At 50.4% G+C, this 20052-nt stretch carries 14 protein-coding genes, 4 tRNA genes and 3 rRNA genes; 3 read left to right on the plus strand and 18 right to left on the minus strand.

Going from position 1 to position 20052, the window contains the following annotated elements; translation table 11 throughout:
- Positions 1–182 precede the first annotated feature (182 nt).
- The 6 genes from rrf to HQN60_RS03660 form a co-directional block, all read right to left on the minus strand.
- A 5S ribosomal RNA gene (gene rrf, locus HQN60_RS03635) occupies positions 183–296 on the minus strand.
- Between the two features lie 226 nt (positions 297–522).
- Positions 523–3415, minus strand: a 23S ribosomal RNA gene (locus HQN60_RS03640).
- A gap of 360 nt (positions 3416–3775) precedes the next feature.
- Positions 3776–3851 (minus strand) — tRNA-Ala (locus HQN60_RS03645).
- A gap of 7 nt (positions 3852–3858) precedes the next feature.
- Positions 3859–3935, minus strand: a tRNA-Ile gene (locus HQN60_RS03650).
- A gap of 64 nt (positions 3936–3999) precedes the next feature.
- A 16S ribosomal RNA gene (locus tag HQN60_RS03655) occupies positions 4000–5533 on the minus strand.
- Together the 16S, 23S and 5S rRNA genes with 2 tRNA genes alongside form the textbook arrangement of a ribosomal RNA operon.
- 392 nt (positions 5534–5925) lie before the next feature.
- Positions 5926–7935, minus strand: a complete 2010-nt coding sequence (locus HQN60_RS03660; protein ID WP_173532398.1) for a UvrD-helicase domain-containing protein — start codon at positions 7933–7935, stop codon at positions 5926–5928.
- A gap of 135 nt (positions 7936–8070) precedes the next feature.
- Here HQN60_RS03660 and HQN60_RS03665 point away from each other — a divergent pair, with 135 nt between their 5' ends.
- Positions 8071–8976 carry a flagellar brake protein gene (locus HQN60_RS03665; RefSeq protein WP_173532399.1) on the plus strand — a complete coding sequence of 302 codons (906 nt, stop codon included), beginning with the start codon at positions 8071–8073 and terminating at the stop codon, positions 8974–8976.
- Positions 8977–9067: 91 nt separating this feature from the next.
- Here the strand turns inward: HQN60_RS03665 and nth are convergent, their stop codons facing one another.
- From nth to folD, 12 genes are all read right to left on the minus strand, one after another.
- Positions 9068–9718, minus strand: a complete 651-nt coding sequence (gene nth / locus HQN60_RS03670; RefSeq protein ID WP_173532400.1) for an endonuclease III — start codon at positions 9716–9718, stop codon at positions 9068–9070.
- Positions 9715–10419, minus strand: a complete 705-nt coding sequence (locus HQN60_RS03675) for an electron transport complex subunit E (protein WP_173532401.1) — start codon at positions 10417–10419, stop codon at positions 9715–9717. Before HQN60_RS03675 ends, nth begins: the two co-directional genes overlap by 4 nt.
- A 2-nt stretch (positions 10420–10421) precedes the next feature.
- The gene (gene rsxG / locus HQN60_RS03680; RefSeq protein ID WP_173532402.1) at positions 10422–11048 is read right to left on the minus strand and encodes an electron transport complex subunit RsxG; all 627 of its coding nucleotides are present in this window, start codon (positions 11046–11048) and stop codon (positions 10422–10424) included.
- Positions 11049–11162: 114 nt separating this feature from the next.
- A complete protein-coding gene (locus HQN60_RS03685; protein ID WP_173532403.1) occupies positions 11163–12221 on the minus strand; it encodes an RnfABCDGE type electron transport complex subunit D in 1059 nt (352 codons plus the stop codon).
- 18 nt (positions 12222–12239) lie between these two features.
- Entirely contained in the window at positions 12240–12635 is a 396-nt protein-coding gene (locus tag HQN60_RS03690) for a ParB N-terminal domain-containing protein (RefSeq protein ID WP_217390225.1), read from the minus strand.
- Complete coding sequence (gene rsxC, locus HQN60_RS03695) at positions 12632–15046, minus strand: electron transport complex subunit RsxC (protein ID WP_173532404.1); 2415 nt, start codon at positions 15044–15046, stop codon at positions 12632–12634. The genes HQN60_RS03690 and rsxC overlap by 4 nt, the downstream gene beginning before the upstream one ends.
- Entirely contained in the window at positions 15047–15607 is a 561-nt protein-coding gene (gene rsxB, locus HQN60_RS03700) for an electron transport complex subunit RsxB (protein WP_173532405.1), read from the minus strand.
- Positions 15604–16185: an electron transport complex subunit RsxA gene (rsxA, locus tag HQN60_RS03705; RefSeq protein WP_173532406.1), complete on the minus strand. Its 582-nt coding sequence runs from the start codon at positions 16183–16185 to the stop codon at positions 15604–15606. Before rsxA ends, rsxB begins: the two co-directional genes overlap by 4 nt.
- Before the next feature lie 270 nt (positions 16186–16455).
- Positions 16456–17058, minus strand: coding sequence for a DUF1294 domain-containing protein (locus HQN60_RS03710; RefSeq protein ID WP_173532407.1), 603 nt, complete (start codon positions 17056–17058; stop codon positions 16456–16458).
- 157 nt (positions 17059–17215) lie between these two features.
- On the minus strand, positions 17216–17599 hold the full coding sequence (locus tag HQN60_RS03715) for a hypothetical protein (protein WP_173532408.1): 384 nt from the start codon (positions 17597–17599) through the stop codon (positions 17216–17218).
- A 199-nt stretch (positions 17600–17798) separates the two neighbouring features.
- Positions 17799–18830: a quinone-dependent dihydroorotate dehydrogenase gene (locus HQN60_RS03720; RefSeq protein WP_173532409.1), complete on the minus strand. Its 1032-nt coding sequence runs from the start codon at positions 18828–18830 to the stop codon at positions 17799–17801.
- Positions 18831–18890: 60 nt separating this feature from the next.
- On the minus strand, positions 18891–19745 hold the full coding sequence (folD, locus tag HQN60_RS03725) for a bifunctional methylenetetrahydrofolate dehydrogenase/methenyltetrahydrofolate cyclohydrolase FolD (protein ID WP_173532410.1): 855 nt from the start codon (positions 19743–19745) through the stop codon (positions 18891–18893).
- Positions 19746–19866: 121 nt separating this feature from the next.
- On the opposite strand from folD, the gene HQN60_RS03730 reads away from it, so the two are divergent.
- Together HQN60_RS03730 and HQN60_RS03735 are read left to right on the plus strand one after the other, a co-directional pair.
- A tRNA-Pro gene (locus HQN60_RS03730) sits at positions 19867–19943 on the plus strand.
- Positions 19944–19967: 24 nt separating this feature from the next.
- A tRNA-Arg gene (locus tag HQN60_RS03735) sits at positions 19968–20044 on the plus strand.
- Positions 20045–20052 lie beyond the last annotated feature (8 nt).

Genomic DNA, 20052 nt, shown 5'->3' on the forward strand with positions numbered 1-20052 from the left:
CACAAACCATACAAGACAATAAACAAATTCCAGCACTAATGGGTATATCCATTTGACTATTAACTGGAAAGGATTTTGATCAAATACCACGCATAGGTATCTTATCTTCAATTCACCACAAACCCAGAAACGACGCATAGCAAAAAGCCCGACTCTTTCGAATCGGGCTTCTCTATAGGGAAGTCTGGCAATGACCTACTTTCACACGGGCAATCCGCACTATCATCGGCGCTGAGGTGTTTCACTGTCCTGTTCGGGATGGGAAGGAGTGGGACCACCTCGCTATGGTCGCCAGACATTAAACTGTCTGGTGCAACTCTTTCGAGCTACACGAGAGTTATCGCATTCAGCCGCTATCTTTTCAGACCGCAACCTACAACGCTAACTCGTAAAATCAATAGAAGAAGTAATTATACTACACACCAATCAACACCATTTAAGTATTTTTTGTAGTTCAGCGCTTTCACACCGTCCTACTTTGGGTCAATTATATCCATCGTCGCACTACGCGCTTCAGGTTATAGGATCAAGCCTCACGAGCAATTAGTATTGGTTAGCTTAACGCATTACTGCGCTTCCACACCCAACCTATCAACGTCCTGGTCTCGAACGACTCTTTAGAGGATTTAAAACCCTAGGGAAATCTCATCTTGAGGCAAGTTTCGCGCTTAGATGCTTTCAGCGCTTATCTCTTCCCGACTTAGCTACCCGGCAATGCCACTGGCGTGACAACCGGTACACCAGAGGTCAGTCCACTCCGGTCCTCTCGTACTAGGAGCAGCCCCTCTCAAATTTCCAACGCCCACTGCAGATAGGGACCAAACTGTCTCACGACGTTTTGAACCCAGCTCACGTACCACTTTAAATGGCGAACAGCCATACCCTTGGGACCGGCTACAGCCCCAGGATGTGATGAGCCGACATCGAGGTGCCAAACTCCGCCGTCGATGTGAACTCTTGGGCGGAATCAGCCTGTTATCCCCGGAGTACCTTTTATCCGTTGAGCGATGGCCCTTCCATACAGAACCACCGGATCACTATGTCCTGCTTTCGCACCTGCTCGACTTGTCGGTCTCGCAGTTAAGCCGCCTTTTGCCATTACACTATCAGTACGATGTCCGACCGTACCTAGGCGACCTTCGAGCTCCTCCGTTACAATTTGGGAGGAGACCGCCCCAGTCAAACTGCCTACCATGCACGGTCCCCGATCCGGATAACGGACCAAGGTTAGAACCTCAAAGGGGTCAGGGTGGTATTTCAAGGACGGCTCCACAGAAACTAGCGTCTCTGCTTCAAAGCCTCCCACCTATCCTACACAAACCACTTCAAAGTCCAATGCAAAGCTACAGTAAAGGTTCACGGGGTCTTTCCGTCTAGCAGCGGGGAGATTGCATCTTCACAAACACTTCAACTTCGCTGAGTCTCGGGAGGAGACAGTAGGGCCATCGTTACGCCATTCGTGCGGGTCGGAACTTACCCGACAAGGAATTTCGCTACCTTAGGACCGTTATAGTTACGGCCGCCGTTTACTGGGGCTTCGATCAAGAGCTTGCACCCCATCAATTAACCTTCCAGCACCGGGCAGGCGTCACACCCTATACATCCACTTTCGTGTTGGCAGAGTGCTGTGTTTTTGATAAACAGTCGCAGCCCCCATTTCTCTGCGGCCTTATATAGCTCCAAACGCAAGGTTCTTCACCTATAAGGCACACCTTCTCCCGAAGTTACGGTGTTAATTTGCCGAGTTCCTTCTCCCGAGTTCTCTCAAGCACCTTAGAATACTCTTCCTACCCACCTGTGTCGGTTTGCGGTACGGTTCAATATAAGCTGAAGCTTAGTGGCTTTTCTTGGAAGCAGGGTATCAGTTACTTCATCACCTAAGTGAATCGTCATCATGCCTCAGCGTTAACAGCGTCCCGGATTTGCCTAAGACACCCGCCTACACACTTAAACCAACTATTCCAACAGTTGGCTAACCTAACCTTCTCCGTCCCCACATCGCACTTATATCAAGTACAGGAATATTAACCTGTTTCCCATCGACTACGCATTTCTGCCTCGCCTTAGGGGCCGACTCACCCTGCGCCGATGAACGTTGCGCAGGAAACCTTGGGTTTTCGGTGAGGGAGCTTTTCACTCCCTTTATCGCTACTCATGTCAGCATTCGCACTTCTGATACCTCCAGCATCCTTCTCAAGACACCTTCACAGGCTTACAGAACGCTCCTCTACCATATGCCATAAATGGTCATATCCGCGTCTTCGGTTATCAATTTGAGCCCCGTTACATCTTCCGCGCAGGACGACTCGACCAGTGAGCTATTACGCTTTCTTTAAATGATGGCTGCTTCTAAGCCAACATCCTGGCTGTCTGTGCCTTCCCACCTCGTTTTCCACTTAATTGATCATTTGGGACCTTAGACGGCGGTCTGGGTTGTTTCCCTCTTGACCCAGGACGTTAGCACCCCAGGTCTGTCTCCCATGCTCGCACTTGACGGTATTCAGAGTTTGCCATGGTTTGGTAAGTCGCGATGACCCCCTAGCCATAACAGTGCTTTACCCCCGTCAGTGATACATGAGGCACTACCTAAATAGTTTTCGAGGAGAACCAGCTATTTCCAAGTTTGTTTAGCCTTTCACCCCTATCCACAGCTCATCCCCTAACTTTGCAACGTTAGTGGGTTCGGACCTCCAGTGCGTGTTACCGCACCTTCATCCTGGCCATGGATAGATCACTTGGTTTCGGGTCTACGCCCAGCAACTATGCGCCCTATTCGGACTCGGTTTCCCTACGCCTCCCCTATTCGGTTAAGCTCGCTACTGAACGTAAGTCGCTGACCCATTATACAAAAGGTACGCAGTCACCCCATTTTTCAAGGGCTCCCACTGTTTGTATGCATCCGGTTTCAGGTTCTATTTCACTCCCCTCCCGGGGTTCTTTTCGCCTTTCCCTCACGGTACTGGTTCACTATCGGTCGATGATGAGTATTTAGCCTTGGAGGATGGTCCCCCCATCTTCAAACAGGATTTCTCGTGTCCCGCCCTACTTCTCGTACGCTTAGTACCACAATTGACTTTTCATATACGGGACTATCACCCACTATGGTTGGACTTTCCATTCCATTCTATTAAGTCTACTGCTATCACGTACAGGCTCTTCCCATTTCGCTCGCCACTACTTTGGGAATCTCGGTTGATTTCTTTTCCTCCGGTTACTTAGATGTTTCAGTTCACCGGGTTCGCTTCGCTAGACCTATGTATTCAGTCTAGGATGACCCAAAAGGGCCGGGTTTCCCCATTCGGAAATCGTGGGATCAAAGCACTTTGCCAGCTCCCCCACGCTTATCGCAGGCTATCACGTCCTTCGTCGCCTATCATCGCCAAGGCATCCACCAGATGCACTTATTCGCTTGATCCTATAACCTCAAACACGTAAAACGTATCTCAGATTACTGAAATCGTATTTGCGACTTGCAAGTGAGTTCTCATTTCACTTGCGGTTCAGTTACACTGGCATGAGACCAGCACAACTGAACAGATACAATCAACCCAATATTTTTACTTTGAAACTAAACTCAACAACAACTGCAAGCAGTTATTCTCAAATCTAATTCCATTACAATGTTTATTGGAATTAATTACTTCTTCTATTTTGTTAAAGAGCGATATTTAATTAATCATTAAATGACTAATCATTCTAATTTTAGAAACCAGAATAAAATACACTGCACATAACAACGTGCAATACATAGAATTCTATTTTCTACAGCAGATAATGGTGGAGGTTAACGGACTCGAACCGTTCACCCCCTGCTTGCAAAGCAGGTGCTCTACCAGATGAGCTAAACCCCCGTGATACTGGTGGGTCAGATAGGAATCGAACCTATGACCCCCGCGTTATCAACACGGTGCTCTAACCAACTGAGCTACTGACCCATATCGTTTCTTTCAAATCTACAGCCGATGAGTGTGAGTACTTAATCTACCAATCTTTCTCTTGAAAGGAGGTGATCCAGCCGCAGGTTCCCCTACGGCTACCTTGTTACGACTTCACCCCAGTCATGAATCCTACCGTGGTAACCGGACTCCCGAAGGTTATCCTAGCTACTTCTGGTAAAACCCACTCCCATGGTGTGACGGGCGGTGTGTACAAGGCCCGGGAACGTATTCACCGCGACATGCTGATCCGCGATTACTAGCGATTCCGACTTCATGCACTCGAGTTGCAGAGTGCAATCCGGACTACGATCGGTTTTGTGAGATTAGCTCCCCCTCGCGGGTTGGCGACCCTCTGTACCGACCATTGTATGACGTGTGAAGCCCTGGTCATAAGGGCCATGAGGACTTGACGTCATCCCCACCTTCCTCCGGTTTGTCACCGGCAGTCCCATTAAAGTGCTCAACTTAATGTTAGCAACTAATGGCAAGGGTTGCGCTCGTTGCGGGACTTAACCCAACATCTCACGACACGAGCTGACGACAGCCATGCAGCACCTGTGTTACGGTTCCCGAAGGCACTCCTCTATCTCTAAAGGATTCCGTACATGTCAAGACCAGGTAAGGTTTTTCGCGTTGCATCGAATTAATCCACATCATCCACCGCTTGTGCGGGCCCCCGTCAATTCCTTTGAGTTTTAGTCTTGCGACCGTACTCCCCAGGCGGTCTACTTCACGCGTTAGCTGCGTTACTAAGCTCCGAAAAGCCCAACAACTAGTAGACATCGTTTAGGGCGTGGACTACCAGGGTATCTAATCCTGTTTGCTCCCCACGCTTTCGTCCATGAGTGTCAGTATTAGGCCAGGGGGTTGCCTTCGCCATCGGTGTTCCTCCACATCTCTACGCATTTCACTGCTACACGTGGAATTCCACCCCCCTCTCCCATACTCTAGCGAGACAGTCATAAACGCAATTCCTAGGTTGAGCCCAGGGATTTCACGTCTATCTTATCAAGCCACCTGCGGACGCTTTACGCCCAGTAATTCCGATTAACGCTTGGACCCTACGTATTACCGCGGCTGCTGGCACGTAGTTAGCCGGTCCTTATTCTTCGGGTACTGTCATCCCCAGCAGTTATTAACCACTAGGATTTCCTCCCCGACAAAAGCGCTTTACAACCCGAAGGCCTTCTTCACGCACGCGGCATTGCTGGATCAGGCTTTCGCCCATTGTCCAAGATTCCCCACTGCTGCCTCCCGTAGGAGTCTGGACCGTGTCTCAGTTCCAGTGTGGCGGATCGTCCTCTAAGACCCGCTACTGATCGTTGCCTTGGTAGGCCTTTACCCTACCAACTAGCTAATCAGCCATCGGCTGCTCCAATAACGTGAGGCCTTGCGGTCCCCCACTTTCCCCCTCAGGGCGTATGCGGTATTAGCACTCCTTTCGAAGCGTTATCCCCCATTACTGGGTACATTCCGATGTATTACTCACCCGTTCGCCACTCGTCAGCGGTGCAAGCACCCTGTTACCGTTCGACTTGCATGTGTAAAGCATGCCGCCAGCGTTCAATCTGAGCCAGGATCAAACTCTTTCGTTTAATCTAGCTGAATTTACATACTTGGCTTAGTACTCATTACTCAAAGAAACACTTGGTTAAAAACCAAGATTTCTTTTAAATCTTGAGTGTAAGCACTTGTTTGACTGGCAAACCAAGCACTCACACTCATCGGCTGTATTTTGTTAAAGATCAGTGGCTTAGACACCGAAACCAGCTGGAAAACCGCTTGTTTCGCTTACTGTGTCAGCAGCAGAGAGGCCGAACTATACCCACCCACCTAAAGTCCGTCAACACCTAGTTGCAAAGAAAACCACACAAAGGTGCTAAGTTGTTGAATTACATACGATCTAATTTCAACATTAATTCTGCTGCCGCGTAAAAAAACAGAGCGATGCCAAGCCTTGATTACGCATATAAATAGCGCCAAGAGCTTATTTGGCCGTTTTTGCCCCTAAATTTGCTAACATTTTCGCCGCTAGACTAGAATGTTCTTTCTTAATATCGGGTGATGGCTCGTATTTGGCGGCTAAACGCCCACTAAACATCACGTCTGCAGCTGGCAATTCATCTAAGAACCGACTTGGTCGCGTAATCTGCCATTCACCGGCGCGTTTGCGTTTGCCGCAATAGGTAATTGTTAAACTGCGCTGGGCTCGGGTAATACCGACATACATTAAGCGACGCTCTTCTTCGACCATGCCCGATTCAATTGAATTTTGATGCGGCAAAATATCTTCTTCGCAGCCGATTAAAAACACATGCGGGTATTCCAAACCTTTACTGGCATGTAGCGTTGAAAGCCGCACCGCATCGATTTCGTCTTCGGAGCGTCCTTCGAGCATGATGCGTAAATCAAAATTTTGCGTGATTTCGTCCAAATTACTGCCGGCGCTATCGACTTTCTTTTTAATCATCTCGCCCAAGCTCAGGATATTCTTCCATTTACTTTCGGCGGGCTTGGGCTCTTCAGACTCATACAGCCAAGTTTCAAAATCAATCGCCCCCACAATTTCACGAAACAGCTGATCGGCCGGTTCAGATTTAACTTTGTCTTGCATCCGCTGAATGAATCGGCAGAAGGTATAAAGCATTTCGCGCTGCGCGGGTTGAATCTGATGCGCAAACCCTTCTTCAAATACCGCAGCAAACAAAGAAACTTGCCGCTCTTTGGCATAACTGCCCAATTTTTCCAGAGTCACATTGCCAATACCCCGTTTGGGCGTCGTGACCGCGCGGATAAATGCCGGCTCATCGTCATCGTTGGCAATCAAATGCAAATACGCCAGCACGTCTTTGATTTCTGCGTTATCAAAAAAGCTTTGCCCGCCCGACATCACATATGGAATATTTTCAGCGCGCATTTGCGCTTCAATAATCCGCGACTGAAAATTACCGCGATACAGCACCGCATAATCGGCAAAACTCGTGCCGTTGAGCGCCATGTGCATTTTCAAGCGCTCGGCGACTAAGCGGGCTTCATCGTCTTCACCCTTGGTTTCGACCACTTGCACCAAATCGCCGACCCCAAGATCAGACCATAATTGTTTCTCGAATAATTTCGGATTATTTGAGATCACCGCATTGGCGCAGCGCAAAATCCGCGCCACCGAGCGATAGTTTTGTTCCAGCTTAATCACATGTAGCTTAGGAAAATCAATTCGCAGCAAATTCAGATTTTCAACATTCGCCCCGCGCCAAGCATAAATACTCTGATCGTCATCCCCTACCGCAGTAAATTGCCCGGTTAACTCAGTCAGCTGTTTAACCAGTTGGTACTGCGTGGTATTGGTGTCTTGATATTCGTCGATCAATAAATAGCGCAATCGATGTTGCCACTTTTGCAAGACCTCAGGATGCGCCTCAAACAAATCCACCGGCAGACGAATCAAATCGTCAAAATCAATCGCTTGATAAGCAAATAAGGTGTCTTGATAGGCGCGATACAACTTGGCTAACTGCACTTCGCCCTCTGAGGTGGCGATGGCTAACGCTTGCGTGGGCGAAATTCGATCACTTTTTAATGTGGAGATTTGACTGACTGTAGCGCGAATCAATGATTTATCAGTGGTAATCAATTGATCGGCGATAATTTTGGCTGAATCGGCCGAATCCAAAATCGAAAACTTCGGTTTGTAGCCCAAGTGCGCCGCCTCTTCGCGCAAAATTCTCATGCCCAAACTATGAAACGTCGAAACCGTTAAACCTTTCAAATAACTCGCTGGCAATAAGCTCGCCACTCGCTCCTGCATTTCTCGTGCTGCTTTATTGGTAAAGGTAATCGCTGCGATATTGCGCGCATCCATTTGCGCTTCTTCGATTAAATAAGCGATTTTTTGCGTGATCACTCGCGTTTTACCTGAACCCGCGCCAGCCAGCACCAAACAAGGGCCAGATAGATATTGCACGGCAGCGCGCTGAGGGGAATTAAGCAAATGCAGCATGGAAAACTCGGTTTAAACAGAAATAAGATGGTATCACGTCGCTACAATGCAACGTCGCCAGCCGGATGCTTGGCGTAAAGGCAAAGTTAGATTACAAGAATAGCTTATATACATGGCTTATCTTTGGTGAACTGCATGGCCCAATCTGACCTCCTCCCCCTTCGCCAGCAAGAACTGGTTGTTGGCGAACCGACACCCTACGCCATCTTTGATGCCGACAATCAATTACTACTGAACGCCGGACAAATCATCCACACCGAAAAACAACTGGAAACGCTCAATAAACTAGGCATGTTTCGCAATCCAGCTTGGCGCGGCGTTCGAGTTGCAGGCGCAGTCGGTGGCGCGCGAGTCCACACTAATACGCCGCCCACTGAGCGGGTCATCGCCAAACCCGCCCCAATTAAACGCCATTTGGCGCAATTTAAATTATCCCCCGGTAGCGCACTACATATTCAGTTGAGTGTTGATCCGCTCAATCATAGTGAGTCAGTCAAACTCATCGGTTGGGTCGATAAAAAAGGCGTATTAATTAGCGCACTCAATGCCCACGGAGCCGTCTTGCCATATCGAGAAGGACAATCGATTAAAGCCAAAACCATTGCGGGTAAAGATGTGATTTCATTTGACGCGGTAATTGAGAAAGTTTGCTTTTTCCCTTTTCCCTATTTGCACCTAAGCTGGCCTGATACCTTGCAAATCCGCCAATTACGCAATAGCCTGCGGGTGAATACCCATTTGATTGCCAGTATTAGTGGTGATGGCATTCATAGCACGCCAGCAAAAATCACCAATCTATCGGCCAGCGGCGCCATGCTTGAAGGTAGCAATCTGCAATTAGCCACGGATCAAGAAATCAGCATGGCGCTACGCCTGCATGCGGCTGGTATTGATCACACGATGAATATTCGAGCCATCGTTAAAAATCAAAAATCAGAAACACCAAATCGTGCGATTCAGTATGGATTGGAATTCATCCCGCTGGCCACGGCAGATCGCTTGGTCCTCGAGCACTACATCTTTAGTGCGATTTTGGAATAGGCCTAGCGCGATCCAAAGACAAATAAAAGATCAGGCTCTAACGGTATATCGATGCAATATGCTTTTCACAAGCTCTACATCGATATACCCATCAAAAGCCTTTCGGTGGCGTCATGATTTTACTGCGGAAATCGCAGATATCATTTTCAATACAGCGCCAGCATTCCGGTTTGCGCGCTTTGCAAATATAACGACCATGCAAAATTAGCCAGTGATGTGCATTGAGTAAAAATTCTGGTGGCGTCACCTTCAGTAATTTGTCCTCCACCGCCCGCACGTCTTTGCCCTTGGCCAAACCGGTGCGATTGCCAATGCGGAAGATATGCGTATCCACCGCAATCGTCGGAATACCAAACGCGGTGTTCATCACCACGTTGGCCGTTTTGCGCCCAACACCGGGCAGTGCCTCTAAGCTTTCCCGATCTCGCGGCACTTCACCGCCGTGTAAATCGATCAGCATTTGGCAGGTTTGCAATAAATGCTTGGCCTTGCTGTGAAAGAGGCCAATGGTATTGATGTAGGACTCAAGCCCATCAAGCCCTAGCGCCAAAATCTCCTCGGGGGTATTGGCCACCGCAAATAACAGCTTAGTTGCTTTATTCACGCCCACATCGGTCGCCTGCGCTGATAGCAACACCGCCGTCAGCAACTCAAACGGCGTGGTGTAGTTCAGTTCTGTGGTTGGATTGGGGTCTAACTCAGCCAAACGCGCATAAAAGGTATAGCGAGTTTGCTTATTCATGCCGCAACACTCTGCAATGCCAATTTAGCCGCCAACTTGGCCTTGGCTTCTGCGCGGCGATCCAGTGCTTGCTTACCGGCAATTAAAAAACCCAAGCCAATAAACGCGCCGGGCGGCAAGATGGCCAGCAAGAATTGATAATTGTATTCAGCAGGAATCACATGAATTACCCAGGATTTGGCACTGGCGCCAAACACCAGATCAATACCCGACAGCAAGGTGCCTTTACCAACGAGTTCACGCATCGCGCCCAAAATCGCCAGCACCAGCGTGAGCCCTAGCCCCATCATCACGCCGTCGAGCGCCGATTGCGCCACGCCGTTTTTTGACGCATACGCTTCAGCCCGCGCTAACACGATGCAGTTGGTGGTAATCAAAGGAATAAAAATCCCCAGCACCACGTATAAATCATGCACATAGGCATTCATCAATAAATCAACCATCGTCACCAAGGCGGCAATGATTAAAATAAAAATCGGCGCCCGCAATTCATTGGGCACCAAGCTGCGAATGCAGGCAATCGCCGCACTTGAAATCAACATCACCAAGCTCGTCGCCAAGCCCAGCGACACGCCATTCACAATATTGCTTGAGATCACCAGCACTGGGCACAGGCCCAAAAATTGCCCTAAGGCGGCATTTTGCTGCCAAATGCTGTTTTGAATAATCGTTTTGCTTTCGTCTTGTGTTAACAAGGCCATGCTTAGGCTCCAAACAAAGTAGCGTGCTCTGCCGCCACGTAATTCAAGGTGTTTTTCACCGCTTTCACCACCGCACGCGGGCTAATGGTTGCGCCCGCAGCAGCATCAAAAGCGCCACCATCTTTTTTAACCCGCCATAAATCGGCCGTTGGTGACGACAGCGATTTACCATCAAAACCCAAAATCCAGTTCGACTTAGCGGCATCAATATAATCACCCAAGCCAGGGGTTTCTTTGTGCGCCACCACGCGAACGCCCAAAACCTGCCCAGCGCGGCTCACACCGACCAATAATTTAATCTTGCCTGAATAGCCATCTGGCGCAATGGTTTCCACCACCACTGCCGTGGTTTGGCCATTTTTCATCGCCCGATAAATCTGCGCGCCGGCTGGATTATTGAGCTGCTGTTGGGCTGCGGCAGTTTGCGGTAACGCGTCCAGCAACAATTCGTTGTCATAACTACCCGCTGGCAACACTTGCGCGATCAACGCCGCGCGGGCGTCACGCTCATTTTTGGCAACACTTTCCTTCGTTAAGGCATAGGTTCCGGCCATTAAAGCGGTAAAAACCAGAGCAAAAACCAATAAAGTCAAAGCACCGCGAACGCCATTTTGCACCATGGTTTTCATGCTTTCATCCCCACACATTGCCCTGAAAACGCATCACAGTGGCATACAGACACAGAAAAACCCACGAAAACTTTGCTATCCCACTGCGTTTCTGTGCTGTTGTGGTCAAGGGTTTTAATGTCCATGCTTCACTCCCCCCTGAGGCTTACGGCCGAAAACCGCCGGCTGCGTATATTGGTCAATAAACGGCGCGGCAATATTCATAATCAACACCGCAAACGCTACCCCGTCGGGATAGCCACCAAAGGTGCGAATCAGCCAAGTGAGTAAACCAATTAACGCGGCGTAAATTAAACGCCCCCGCAACGTTGTTGGCGCGGTCACCGGATCGGTAACGATAAAAAATGCGCCCAGCACCGCTGCGCCACTGAGTAAGTGAAACGCGGGACTGGTGTATTGCGCCGGATTAATCAGATGAAACAATCCTGACATCCCCAACAACACCGTCAAAAACGCCACCGGCAACGGCCACGCAATAATCCGCTGTTGCAGCAAATACAAGCCGCCCAGCAAATAGCCTACGGCGATTAACGCCACCGAACTCGGTAAAAAGCTCAACCAATCGGCCGACTGAAAAATTGCGCCACTAAAAATATCGCTCATGCTGTGCTGCTGCAGCAAAGCGGTTTTAACGCTATCCAGTGGCGTCGCTGATGCAAGGGTATCGAATGACAGCCCTTGTGGCAGATGCCCGCTCAAGATATACCCAAACTGCTGCCAAGTCGTTAAATCCACACTTGGCAAAGACAGCGGTGCATTCCAGCGGCTCATTTGTGCCGGAAACGACACCATCATCACCGCAAAACCCACCATCGCTGGATTAAATGGATTTTGCCCCAAGCCACCGTATAAATGCTTAGCCAAACCAATCGCAATCACGGTGGCCAACACCACCATCCACCAGCTAGACAGCGGCGGTAAAGACAGCGCCAACAACCATGCAGTGACAATTGCCGAGCCATCGGTAATAAAAGGCTTGATTGGATAATTGCGTAATTTTAAGCACGCCGCTTCGGTGGCCAGCGCCGTGACCGTCGCCAGCAGGACTTGCAACAAAATGCCAGCGCCAAACACCCAAGCATACGCAGCGATACCCGGTAGCAAAGCCACGGCGACTTTGAGCATCACCACTTGCAGCGGTGTTGGTTTGATTAAATGCGGAGAAGTTCTCATACCCATTCCAGTGAATACTTAATAAGGAAGATCATCAACCGCCACCCCAATAAAATCGGGGGCGGGATCTTGCACAAACTGCACGGCATCAATGTATTCAGCGCCCTCTATATAGGCTTTGAGTACGCGATGCATGCCATCCATAATGCGACCGTCTTGCGACAAAATAATCGGATAAGCCAAGTTGCTTGCCGCAATCAATTTGACGTGCTCGGCAATCACCCGTCCCGTTGGCTGTTCGCCACCGACGTCAAACCAGTAGTTCTGATCTAACTCTGCGATCTGGCTTAAGGGCACCCGTACCGACGGCAAATGCTCACTTTGCGCAATCAGATGATGCACATCCCATGCTTTCAAGCCTTCGGGCGACGGTCGTAAATGATATTGCTTGCGCATCGAAGCTAAATCGCTCATTGGGCATCCTTGTCCGACTGCGCTGCCTTCGCGGCTTTCTTGGCCGCTGCAGCTGCCATCGCCGCGCGAATCTTGGCGGCTTTTTCTTCGTCTATCGCTGGCTTCTCAACCGCTGCTGGCGCGACAACTGGCGAAGGAACCGATTCACCAGCGTCCTTCGCTTCTTTCTCGGCTTTTTTAGCCGCCGCAGCAGCCATCGCCGCCCGAATCTTGGCGGCTTTTTCTTCGTCTATCGCTGGCTTCTCAACCGCTGCTGGCGCGACAACTGGCGATGGAACGGATTCACCAGCGTCCTTCGCTGCTTTCTCGGCTTTCTTGGCCGCTGCAGCAGCCATCGCCGCACGAATCTTGGCGGCTTTTTCTTCATCGATCGCTGGCTTCTCAACCGCTGCTGGCGTGACGACTAACGAAGGAACCGATTCACCAGCGTCCTTCGCTGCTTTCTCGGCTTTCTTGGCTGCCGCAGCAGCCATCGCCGCACGAATCTTGGCGGCTTTTTCTTCATCGATCGCTGGCTTCTCAACCGCTGCTGGCGTGACGACTAACGAAGGAACCGATTCACCAGCGTCCTTCGCTGCTTTCTCGGCTTTCTTGGCTGCCGCAGCAGCCATCGCCGCGCGAATCTTGGCGGCCTTTTCTTCATCGATCGTCGGTTTGGCTGCTGTATCTTGCTGCAAGCCAGCACCAGAACCATCTACAGCACCATGCACTGCAGGGGTATTTGCGGCGGCTTTTTTCGCTGCTGCCGCCGCCATTGCAGCTTTAATTTTCGCGGCTTTATCGGCGTCGAGTGCTGGCGCAGCCGCGCTGCTGGCAGGCGTTTCGCCTTTAGCAGCCGCCGCACGCGCCATTGCTGCGCGAATTTTCGCGGCTTTATCGTCGCCATCAGCAGCAGGGGCCACGCTGGCTTCAGGCGCGGCGACTTCACTCACCGGTGGTTTTGGCGCGGCTCTGGCCGAAACAGATTGACCCGCAGCTCGCGCCGCTAAGCGCGCAGCTTTTTCTTCTTTTTCACGCTCTTCGCGGAACTGCTTAAATTCATGTCGTTCGCGCGCGGTATCGGCCGATTTTTTCGCGCGCTCGGCATCCCAGATTTCGGATTTGGCAAAGCGATAATAATCCACCAACTGAATACTTGACGGGCACACATAGGCGCAAGCGCCGCATTCGATGCAGTCAAATAGATTGCGCTCTTGCGCCTTGCCAAAGTTTTTACTGCGCGCAAACCAATACAAATCCATCGGCTGCAATTCTTGCGGGCAAGCTACCGCGCATTCGCCACAACGAATACATGGCATTTCACGGGGTTTTTCGGGGAAGTTCGCTGCGTCCATCGCAATAATGCAGTTGCCGGCCTTAGTCAAACCCACTTGCGTTGATGGCAAGGTAAAGCCCATCATCGGCCCGCCATAAATGCAGTCACTCGGCGCTTTTAATCCAGCAAACTTTAATAAATCGTCAATCGGCGTACCAATCAAAGCCTCAACATTGCACGGTTTTTCGACATTGCCGGTGAGCGTGACCACTCGTGAAATCACCGGTTCGGCGTGTTCTAGCGCGGCGTAAATACTGTAAATCGTCGCCACATTAAAGCACTGCACGCCCAAATCGGTGGAGCGAACGCCGCTAGGCACTTCGATATTGGTCAGCAATTTAATCAGCTGTTTTGCGCCACCCGATGGGTAAAGTGTGGGTACCACCACGACTTGAGCGCTAAATCCGCAGCCCATCAGCGCTGCGCGCAAGGCTTCAATTGCCTCGGGTTTATTGTCTTCGATGCCGATGAGCACTTGTTTGGCATTGAGTAATTGCCGAACAATGGCAATCCCCGCAACGATCTCAATGGCGCGCTCGCGCATCAATCGATCATCACACGTGATGTAGGGCTCACATTCAGCGCCATTAATAATCAAGGTATCGAGCGGCTCGCGGCTGATTAATTTCAGATGCGATGGAAACACCGCGCCGCCCTGCCCAACCACGCCCATGTTTTGCACATATTCGCGAATCGCCTTGGCGTCACCACCTTGCATTGCAGCGCGCCAATCGAATTTTTCGCGCGTAATCCATTCATCAAGGCCATCGCTGGCCAATGTCAGGCAGCTTTGCGTCAAACCCGATGGATGCGCCACCGCTTGCGGGTCGATTGCAATCACCTGCCCCGACGTTGGCGCGTGCACCGCGGCTGAAATATTGCCATTGGCTGCGGCAAGCATTTGTCCTTTGAGAACGCGATCACCGACGCTCACCAAGGGCTGCGCGATATTGCCAATGCTTTGCTGCAAAGGAATGGATAACCGTGCCGGAATCGGCATCGCCACAATCGGCGAGCGATTGGATATCTCTTTCATTTCTGGCGGATGAACGCCGCCATGAAATGGAAAAATCTCGTGACTCAACGTCGCACTCATTTAGCCCACCTGCTTCAGTTGAATCACGGGATAGCGCCATTTCCACGTATTTACGTTTTCACCCACGACGACCATATCGATGCAATCGACCGGACACGGTGCAATACACAGCTCACAACCGGTACATTCTGATTCAATCACCGTATGCAATTGCTTGGCTGCGCCAACAATCGCGTCGACTGGGCAGGCTTGAATACACAGCGTACAGCCGATACAGACGTCTTCCCGAATCACCGCCACCGCCCGTGGCTTTTCAGCCGCGCCGCCACCGTCGTCAAAAGGAATAAATTCTTTGCCCAGCAACTCCGCCAGCTTATGAATCCCGTCCGTTCCGCCCGGAGGGCATTGATTAATCGGCGCTTCATCATTGGCAATCGCCGTCGCATACGGTTTACAACCCGGATAGCCGCACTGGCCACACTGAGTTTGCGGCAATACCGCGTCGATTTTATCCACCAAGGGATCTTCATCAACCTTAAATTTAATCGCCGCCCAACCCAAAACGGCGCCAAGCAACACGGCCAATCCGGCCATCAAAGCCAGTGCTAATAGAAAACTCATTTCACCAATCCTGCAAAACCCATAAATGCCAAACTCATCAAACCCGCGGTAATAAACGCCGCTGGTGTTCCTTTAAAGGCTTGCGGAATATCTGCGCCTTCGAGTCGTTCGCGCATCGCGGCGAACAAAATCAAAATCAAGGAAAAACCCACCGCCGAGCCAAAACCAAACACCAAGGACTCCAAAAAAGTATGCTTGGCCGTCGAATTAATCAGCGGCACGCCGAGCACCGCGCAATTGGTGGTAATCAGCGGCAAATAAATCCCCAAGGCCTGATACAACACTGGGCTGGCTTTGTGGATAAACATCTCGGTAAATTGCACAATCGCCGCAATCACCACAATAAACGCCAGCGTGCGCAAGTATTCCAAATGCCAAACAATCAACACTTGGTCGATCATCCACGACGTACCCGACGCCAAGGTCAACACGAATGCGGTCGCCAGGCCCATACCGATCGAGGCTTCGAGTTTTTTTGATACGCCCATAAACGGGCAAAGCCCCAAAATCCGCACCAGCACCACGTTGTTCACCAACACCGCACCGACGAGTAATAAGAGGTAATGATTCAAATCCATGATGTTCTCAGCCCTTGAGGGATTCCATTGAGGTATTGGCTTATAAGCATTGATAGCCAATGGCTACAGCTCGATACATCCATTTTAATTTTAATTCTCTAGCGGCACGCCGCATGTATTTTCCCCAACTCACCGCCATGGCGATGAGCGATCACAACACCAAGACAGATCGATACACCGTAAGGCGGCTTAGCCTGCATAACCCGCCTATTTGAGTCGGTTGTAAAGCATCGCAATCAGCGCGGGTTGATAAAACCAATCCCTACGTGACTAGGCCGAGGTCGCCGCAGCATATACAACAGGCAAGAACCATAAGCCAACAAGATTCCCGATCACTGTCAGCAAATAGGTCCAACGAAACGATCCCTTTTGAGTTTTATGGCGAAAAACACGTTGCGCAATCCATGCACCAGGCCAGCCACCAAGTAAAGCCCAGCCATGTAAAGTATCCTCAGGGATGCGCCTTTCTTGATTTTGAGCTTGTGTTTTATCTCGTCCGTAAGCGATAAATGCACAAATACTGAGCAATAAAACAACAGGCAAAATCAATTGACCCAATCCACTACGCCAAATTAAGGCTGGCCATAAAATCAGTAAAAGCAAAGTCAAACTATCAATCAAATCCCATCCCGACGACGTCACCTTCTTCTTGATTGGACGGGCGAGTTGACTAACAACAGCTGCCAGAGCCAATAGCCGCCCCTGCCCATCTCTCCCTGCCTCAAACGTCACGATATCGCCAATTTGAGGGCGGCCTTTTGTCGTTCGTTTAATCGCTTTGATATGCAAAAAATAACGCTCGCCATTTTCTGTAGAAACAAAACCAAACCCTTTATCATCGTTCCACTGAATTAGCTTTCCATTTTTTATCATCAGCATCCCCTTAATTCGGCACAGCGCTTGGTGCTGCCGCTTCACAGCCAAACAGCACGTCCTCACCTTGCTCGTATACCAGCTCGTAGGTGGATAGAGCAATGCGATACCCATCACACCAATCGCTGGGTATCGCCCAAAATCGGCTCAACCCATCCTACTTGGTCTTAAACGGTACACCGCTCGGTGCTGGCTGCTCGTCTGCCGCTTCACACCCAAACAACACTTCCCCGCCTTGCTCATGCACCCAGTGTTGGCCGATCAGGCGTTGCTCGGTAGCGAATTTGGTTTTTTTGCGTTTGATCAGCCGCTTGACCATCAATTGCACTTCTTTGGGCGCGCTGGCGATGGTGCCCAGTACCGCCGTTTCATGCTGATTGCCGCCGTCTTGCGCGTCTTTTACCACGGCATTCCACACGGTGAGCACCGTGCGCATGACCCCGGCGAACTGCGCTTTTGAGCAGCCATTGGGTAAACCGACTAACACCGGCTGGGCAAAAGTCAAAATAACTTGGGTGATTTGTTCGTCTTGAGCGTTCAACAGAGATCCTTTTTCAACTAAATGGGCTGACCCGCACCGCATTTTTACTGGGTCATAGAGCAGGCGGTTGCTAACGTCGTTGACGTTTGGTCTTCAACGACGCGAGCGTGGCGCCCAACCCCGAGTGTGGCACGAATGGGATTGAGCTTAACGTATCTTTCTTGATGATTTCATGACCTAGATCGTTGAAATACCACGATTAGCGCTGGCTTTGCCTGCGGGCAATGGCTTGGGCGCAATCGGCAATCAATTGCGGTCCGGCATAAATCAATCCGCTATAAATTTGCACCACGGCGGCACCTGCACGGATTTTTTCCGCCGCATCTTCCCCAGACACAATGCCGCCAACACCAATAATTGGCAAAGCGCCATCGAGCACGCGCGACAATTCGCGAATCACTGAGGTTGATTTGGCCCGCACTGGCTCGCCCGATAGGCCGCCGGTTTCTTGGCCATGCCGAAGATGTTCAACGCCAGTCCGCGACAAGGTGGTATTGGTGGCAATCACGCCGTCGATTTGATTGGCGATGAGTAATTCGCCCATTTCTTGGATTTGATTACCATCCAAATCCGGGGCAATTTTGACCGCGATGGGCACATAGCGACCATATTGATCGGCCAAACGCGCTTGTTCGGTTTTTAATGCCTGCAATAGCGCGCCAAATTCACTGGCTTGCTGCAATTGACGTAGGTTTTTGGTATTCGGGCTAGAGATATTCACCGTCACATAGCTGGCGTGGTTGTACACCTTACGCAAGCCGATTAGATAATCATCAACGGCATTTTCTATCGGGGTATCGGCGTTTTTGCCAATATTGATACCGAGTACACCCTTATACTGGCTGGCTTCAACATTTTTGATTAGCTGGTCAACGCCGCCATTATTAAACCCCATGCGGTTAATAATCGCCCGCGCTTCTGGCAAGCGAAATAAACGTGGCTTGGGATTACCAGCTTGCGGGCGCGGCGTTACCGTGCCGATTTCTAAAAAGCCAAAGCCCAACTCGGCCAAGGTATCAATGTAATCGCCATTTTTATCCAAACCCGCAGCTAAACCGACCGGATTGGGGAACTCAATCCCCATCACCGTGACTGGATTATTTTGCACTGTTGGCGTGAGCGTGCGCAAAAAACCCGTGCTGTGCAGCAAGCCCAAGCCTTTAAATGCCGCGTGATGCGCGCGTTCCGCATCCATCATAAACAGCAGCGGTTTAGCCAGTTGATATGCCATTACAGAACCTTATTCAAAATCTTTTAGAGGTAAATGGCGGGTTTAAACCCGCCCTACGAATTAGCCGTTACGATTTACGCAAGCGTCATACGTATTTTGCATCAATGTGGCCACCGTCATCAAACCGACGCCGCCCGGTACTGGGGTAATCCAGCTAGCGCGCTCTTTGGCGGCGTCAAATTCCACGTCGCCGCACAATTTGCCGTTTTCTAAACGATTGATACCCACGTCAATGACGATGGCGCCTTCTTTAATCCATTCGCCTTTAACAAAGTTAGGAATCCCAACGCCGGCCACCACCACATCCGCACCGCGGACTTTTTCGGCCAAATCTTTGGTTTTGCTATGGCAGATCGTTACTGTTGCTCGCGCTAGCAACAATTCCAATGCTTGTGGACGACCGACAATATTGGACGCGCCAACCACTACCGCATCTTTACCCACCAAATCAATACCGGTTTTTTCCAGTAAAGTCATCACACCGCGTGGCGTGCATGGACGCAGCAAAGGCATTTTCAATACTAAGCGGCCAATATTGTAAGGGTGAAAGCCGTCAACATCCTTAATCGGGTCGATCAATTCAATCACTTTATCGGCATCAATATGCTTAGGCAGCGGCAATTGCACCAAAATCCCATCCACATCGTCACGGGTATTGAGCTCGGCAACCAGCTTTAATACCTCGGCCTCTGCAGTATCGGCCGGTAAATCATAAGCAAATGAGGTAATTCCGGCGTTTTCACACTGGCGTTTTTTATTGCCAACGTAAACTTGTGATGCAGGATCCAAGCCAACTAGAATCACGGCCAAGGCTGGAGCACGTTTACCGCTCGCGACGCGCGCATCGACTTTAGTGCGTACTTCAGCAACAATTTCTTGAGAAATGGCTTTGCCATCAAGGATCTGGGCAGTCATGGGCTTACTCCGGCTGTTCTAGTGAAGGGGCGCATTTTCTCACTATTTCACTTTTTTCACAAAAAAGTTCGCACAAGGTGTTGACGGGAAGAATTTGGCAACGTATAGTTCGGCCTCTGTTCGGGGCGTAGCGCAGCCCGGTAGCGCACCTGGTTTGGGACCAGGTGGTCGTGAGTTCGAATCCCACCGCCCCGACCAGAAACACTTAGTAGTAAATACGGAGCTCCCGTAGCTCAACCGGATAGAGCAACGACCTTCTAAGTCGTAGGTTACAGGTTCGATTCCTGTCGGGTGCGCCAAGCATGCC

It is taken from the genome of Deefgea piscis (genome assembly GCF_013284055.1).
GTDB lineage: Bacteria > Pseudomonadota > Gammaproteobacteria > Burkholderiales > Chitinibacteraceae > Deefgea > Deefgea piscis.

What these genes read in the sequence shown, in the direction of transcription:
- HQN60_RS03720 (WP_173532409.1), bottom strand. Translation starts at nt 18,830, where the DNA reads ATGGCATATCAACTGGCTAAACCGCTGCTGTTTATGATGGATGCGGAA.
- rsxB (WP_173532405.1), bottom strand. Translation starts at nt 15,607, where the DNA reads ATGAGTTTTCTATTAGCACTGGCTTTGATGGCCGGATTGGCCGTGTTG.
- HQN60_RS03660 (WP_173532398.1), bottom strand. Translation starts at nt 7,935, where the DNA reads ATGCTGCATTTGCTTAATTCCCCTCAGCGCGCTGCCGTGCAATATCTA.
- HQN60_RS03710 (WP_173532407.1), bottom strand. Translation starts at nt 17,058, where the DNA reads ATGATAAAAAATGGAAAGCTAATTCAGTGGAACGATGATAAAGGGTTT.
- HQN60_RS03690 (WP_217390225.1), bottom strand. Translation starts at nt 12,635, where the DNA reads ATGAGCGATTTAGCTTCGATGCGCAAGCAATATCATTTACGACCGTCG.
- folD (WP_173532410.1), bottom strand. Translation starts at nt 19,745, where the DNA reads ATGACTGCCCAGATCCTTGATGGCAAAGCCATTTCTCAAGAAATTGTT.
- rsxA (WP_173532406.1), bottom strand. Translation starts at nt 16,185, where the DNA reads ATGGATTTGAATCATTACCTCTTATTACTCGTCGGTGCGGTGTTGGTG.
- rsxC (WP_173532404.1), bottom strand. Translation starts at nt 15,046, where the DNA reads ATGAGTGCGACGTTGAGTCACGAGATTTTTCCATTTCATGGCGGCGTT.
- HQN60_RS03685 (WP_173532403.1), bottom strand. Translation starts at nt 12,221, where the DNA reads ATGAGAACTTCTCCGCATTTAATCAAACCAACACCGCTGCAAGTGGTG.
- rsxG (WP_173532402.1), bottom strand. Translation starts at nt 11,048, where the DNA reads ATGAAAACCATGGTGCAAAATGGCGTTCGCGGTGCTTTGACTTTATTG.
- HQN60_RS03675 (WP_173532401.1), bottom strand. Translation starts at nt 10,419, where the DNA reads ATGGCCTTGTTAACACAAGACGAAAGCAAAACGATTATTCAAAACAGC.
- HQN60_RS03665 (WP_173532399.1), top strand. Translation starts at nt 8,071, where the DNA reads ATGGCCCAATCTGACCTCCTCCCCCTTCGCCAGCAAGAACTGGTTGTT.
- nth (WP_173532400.1), bottom strand. Translation starts at nt 9,718, where the DNA reads ATGAATAAGCAAACTCGCTATACCTTTTATGCGCGTTTGGCTGAGTTA.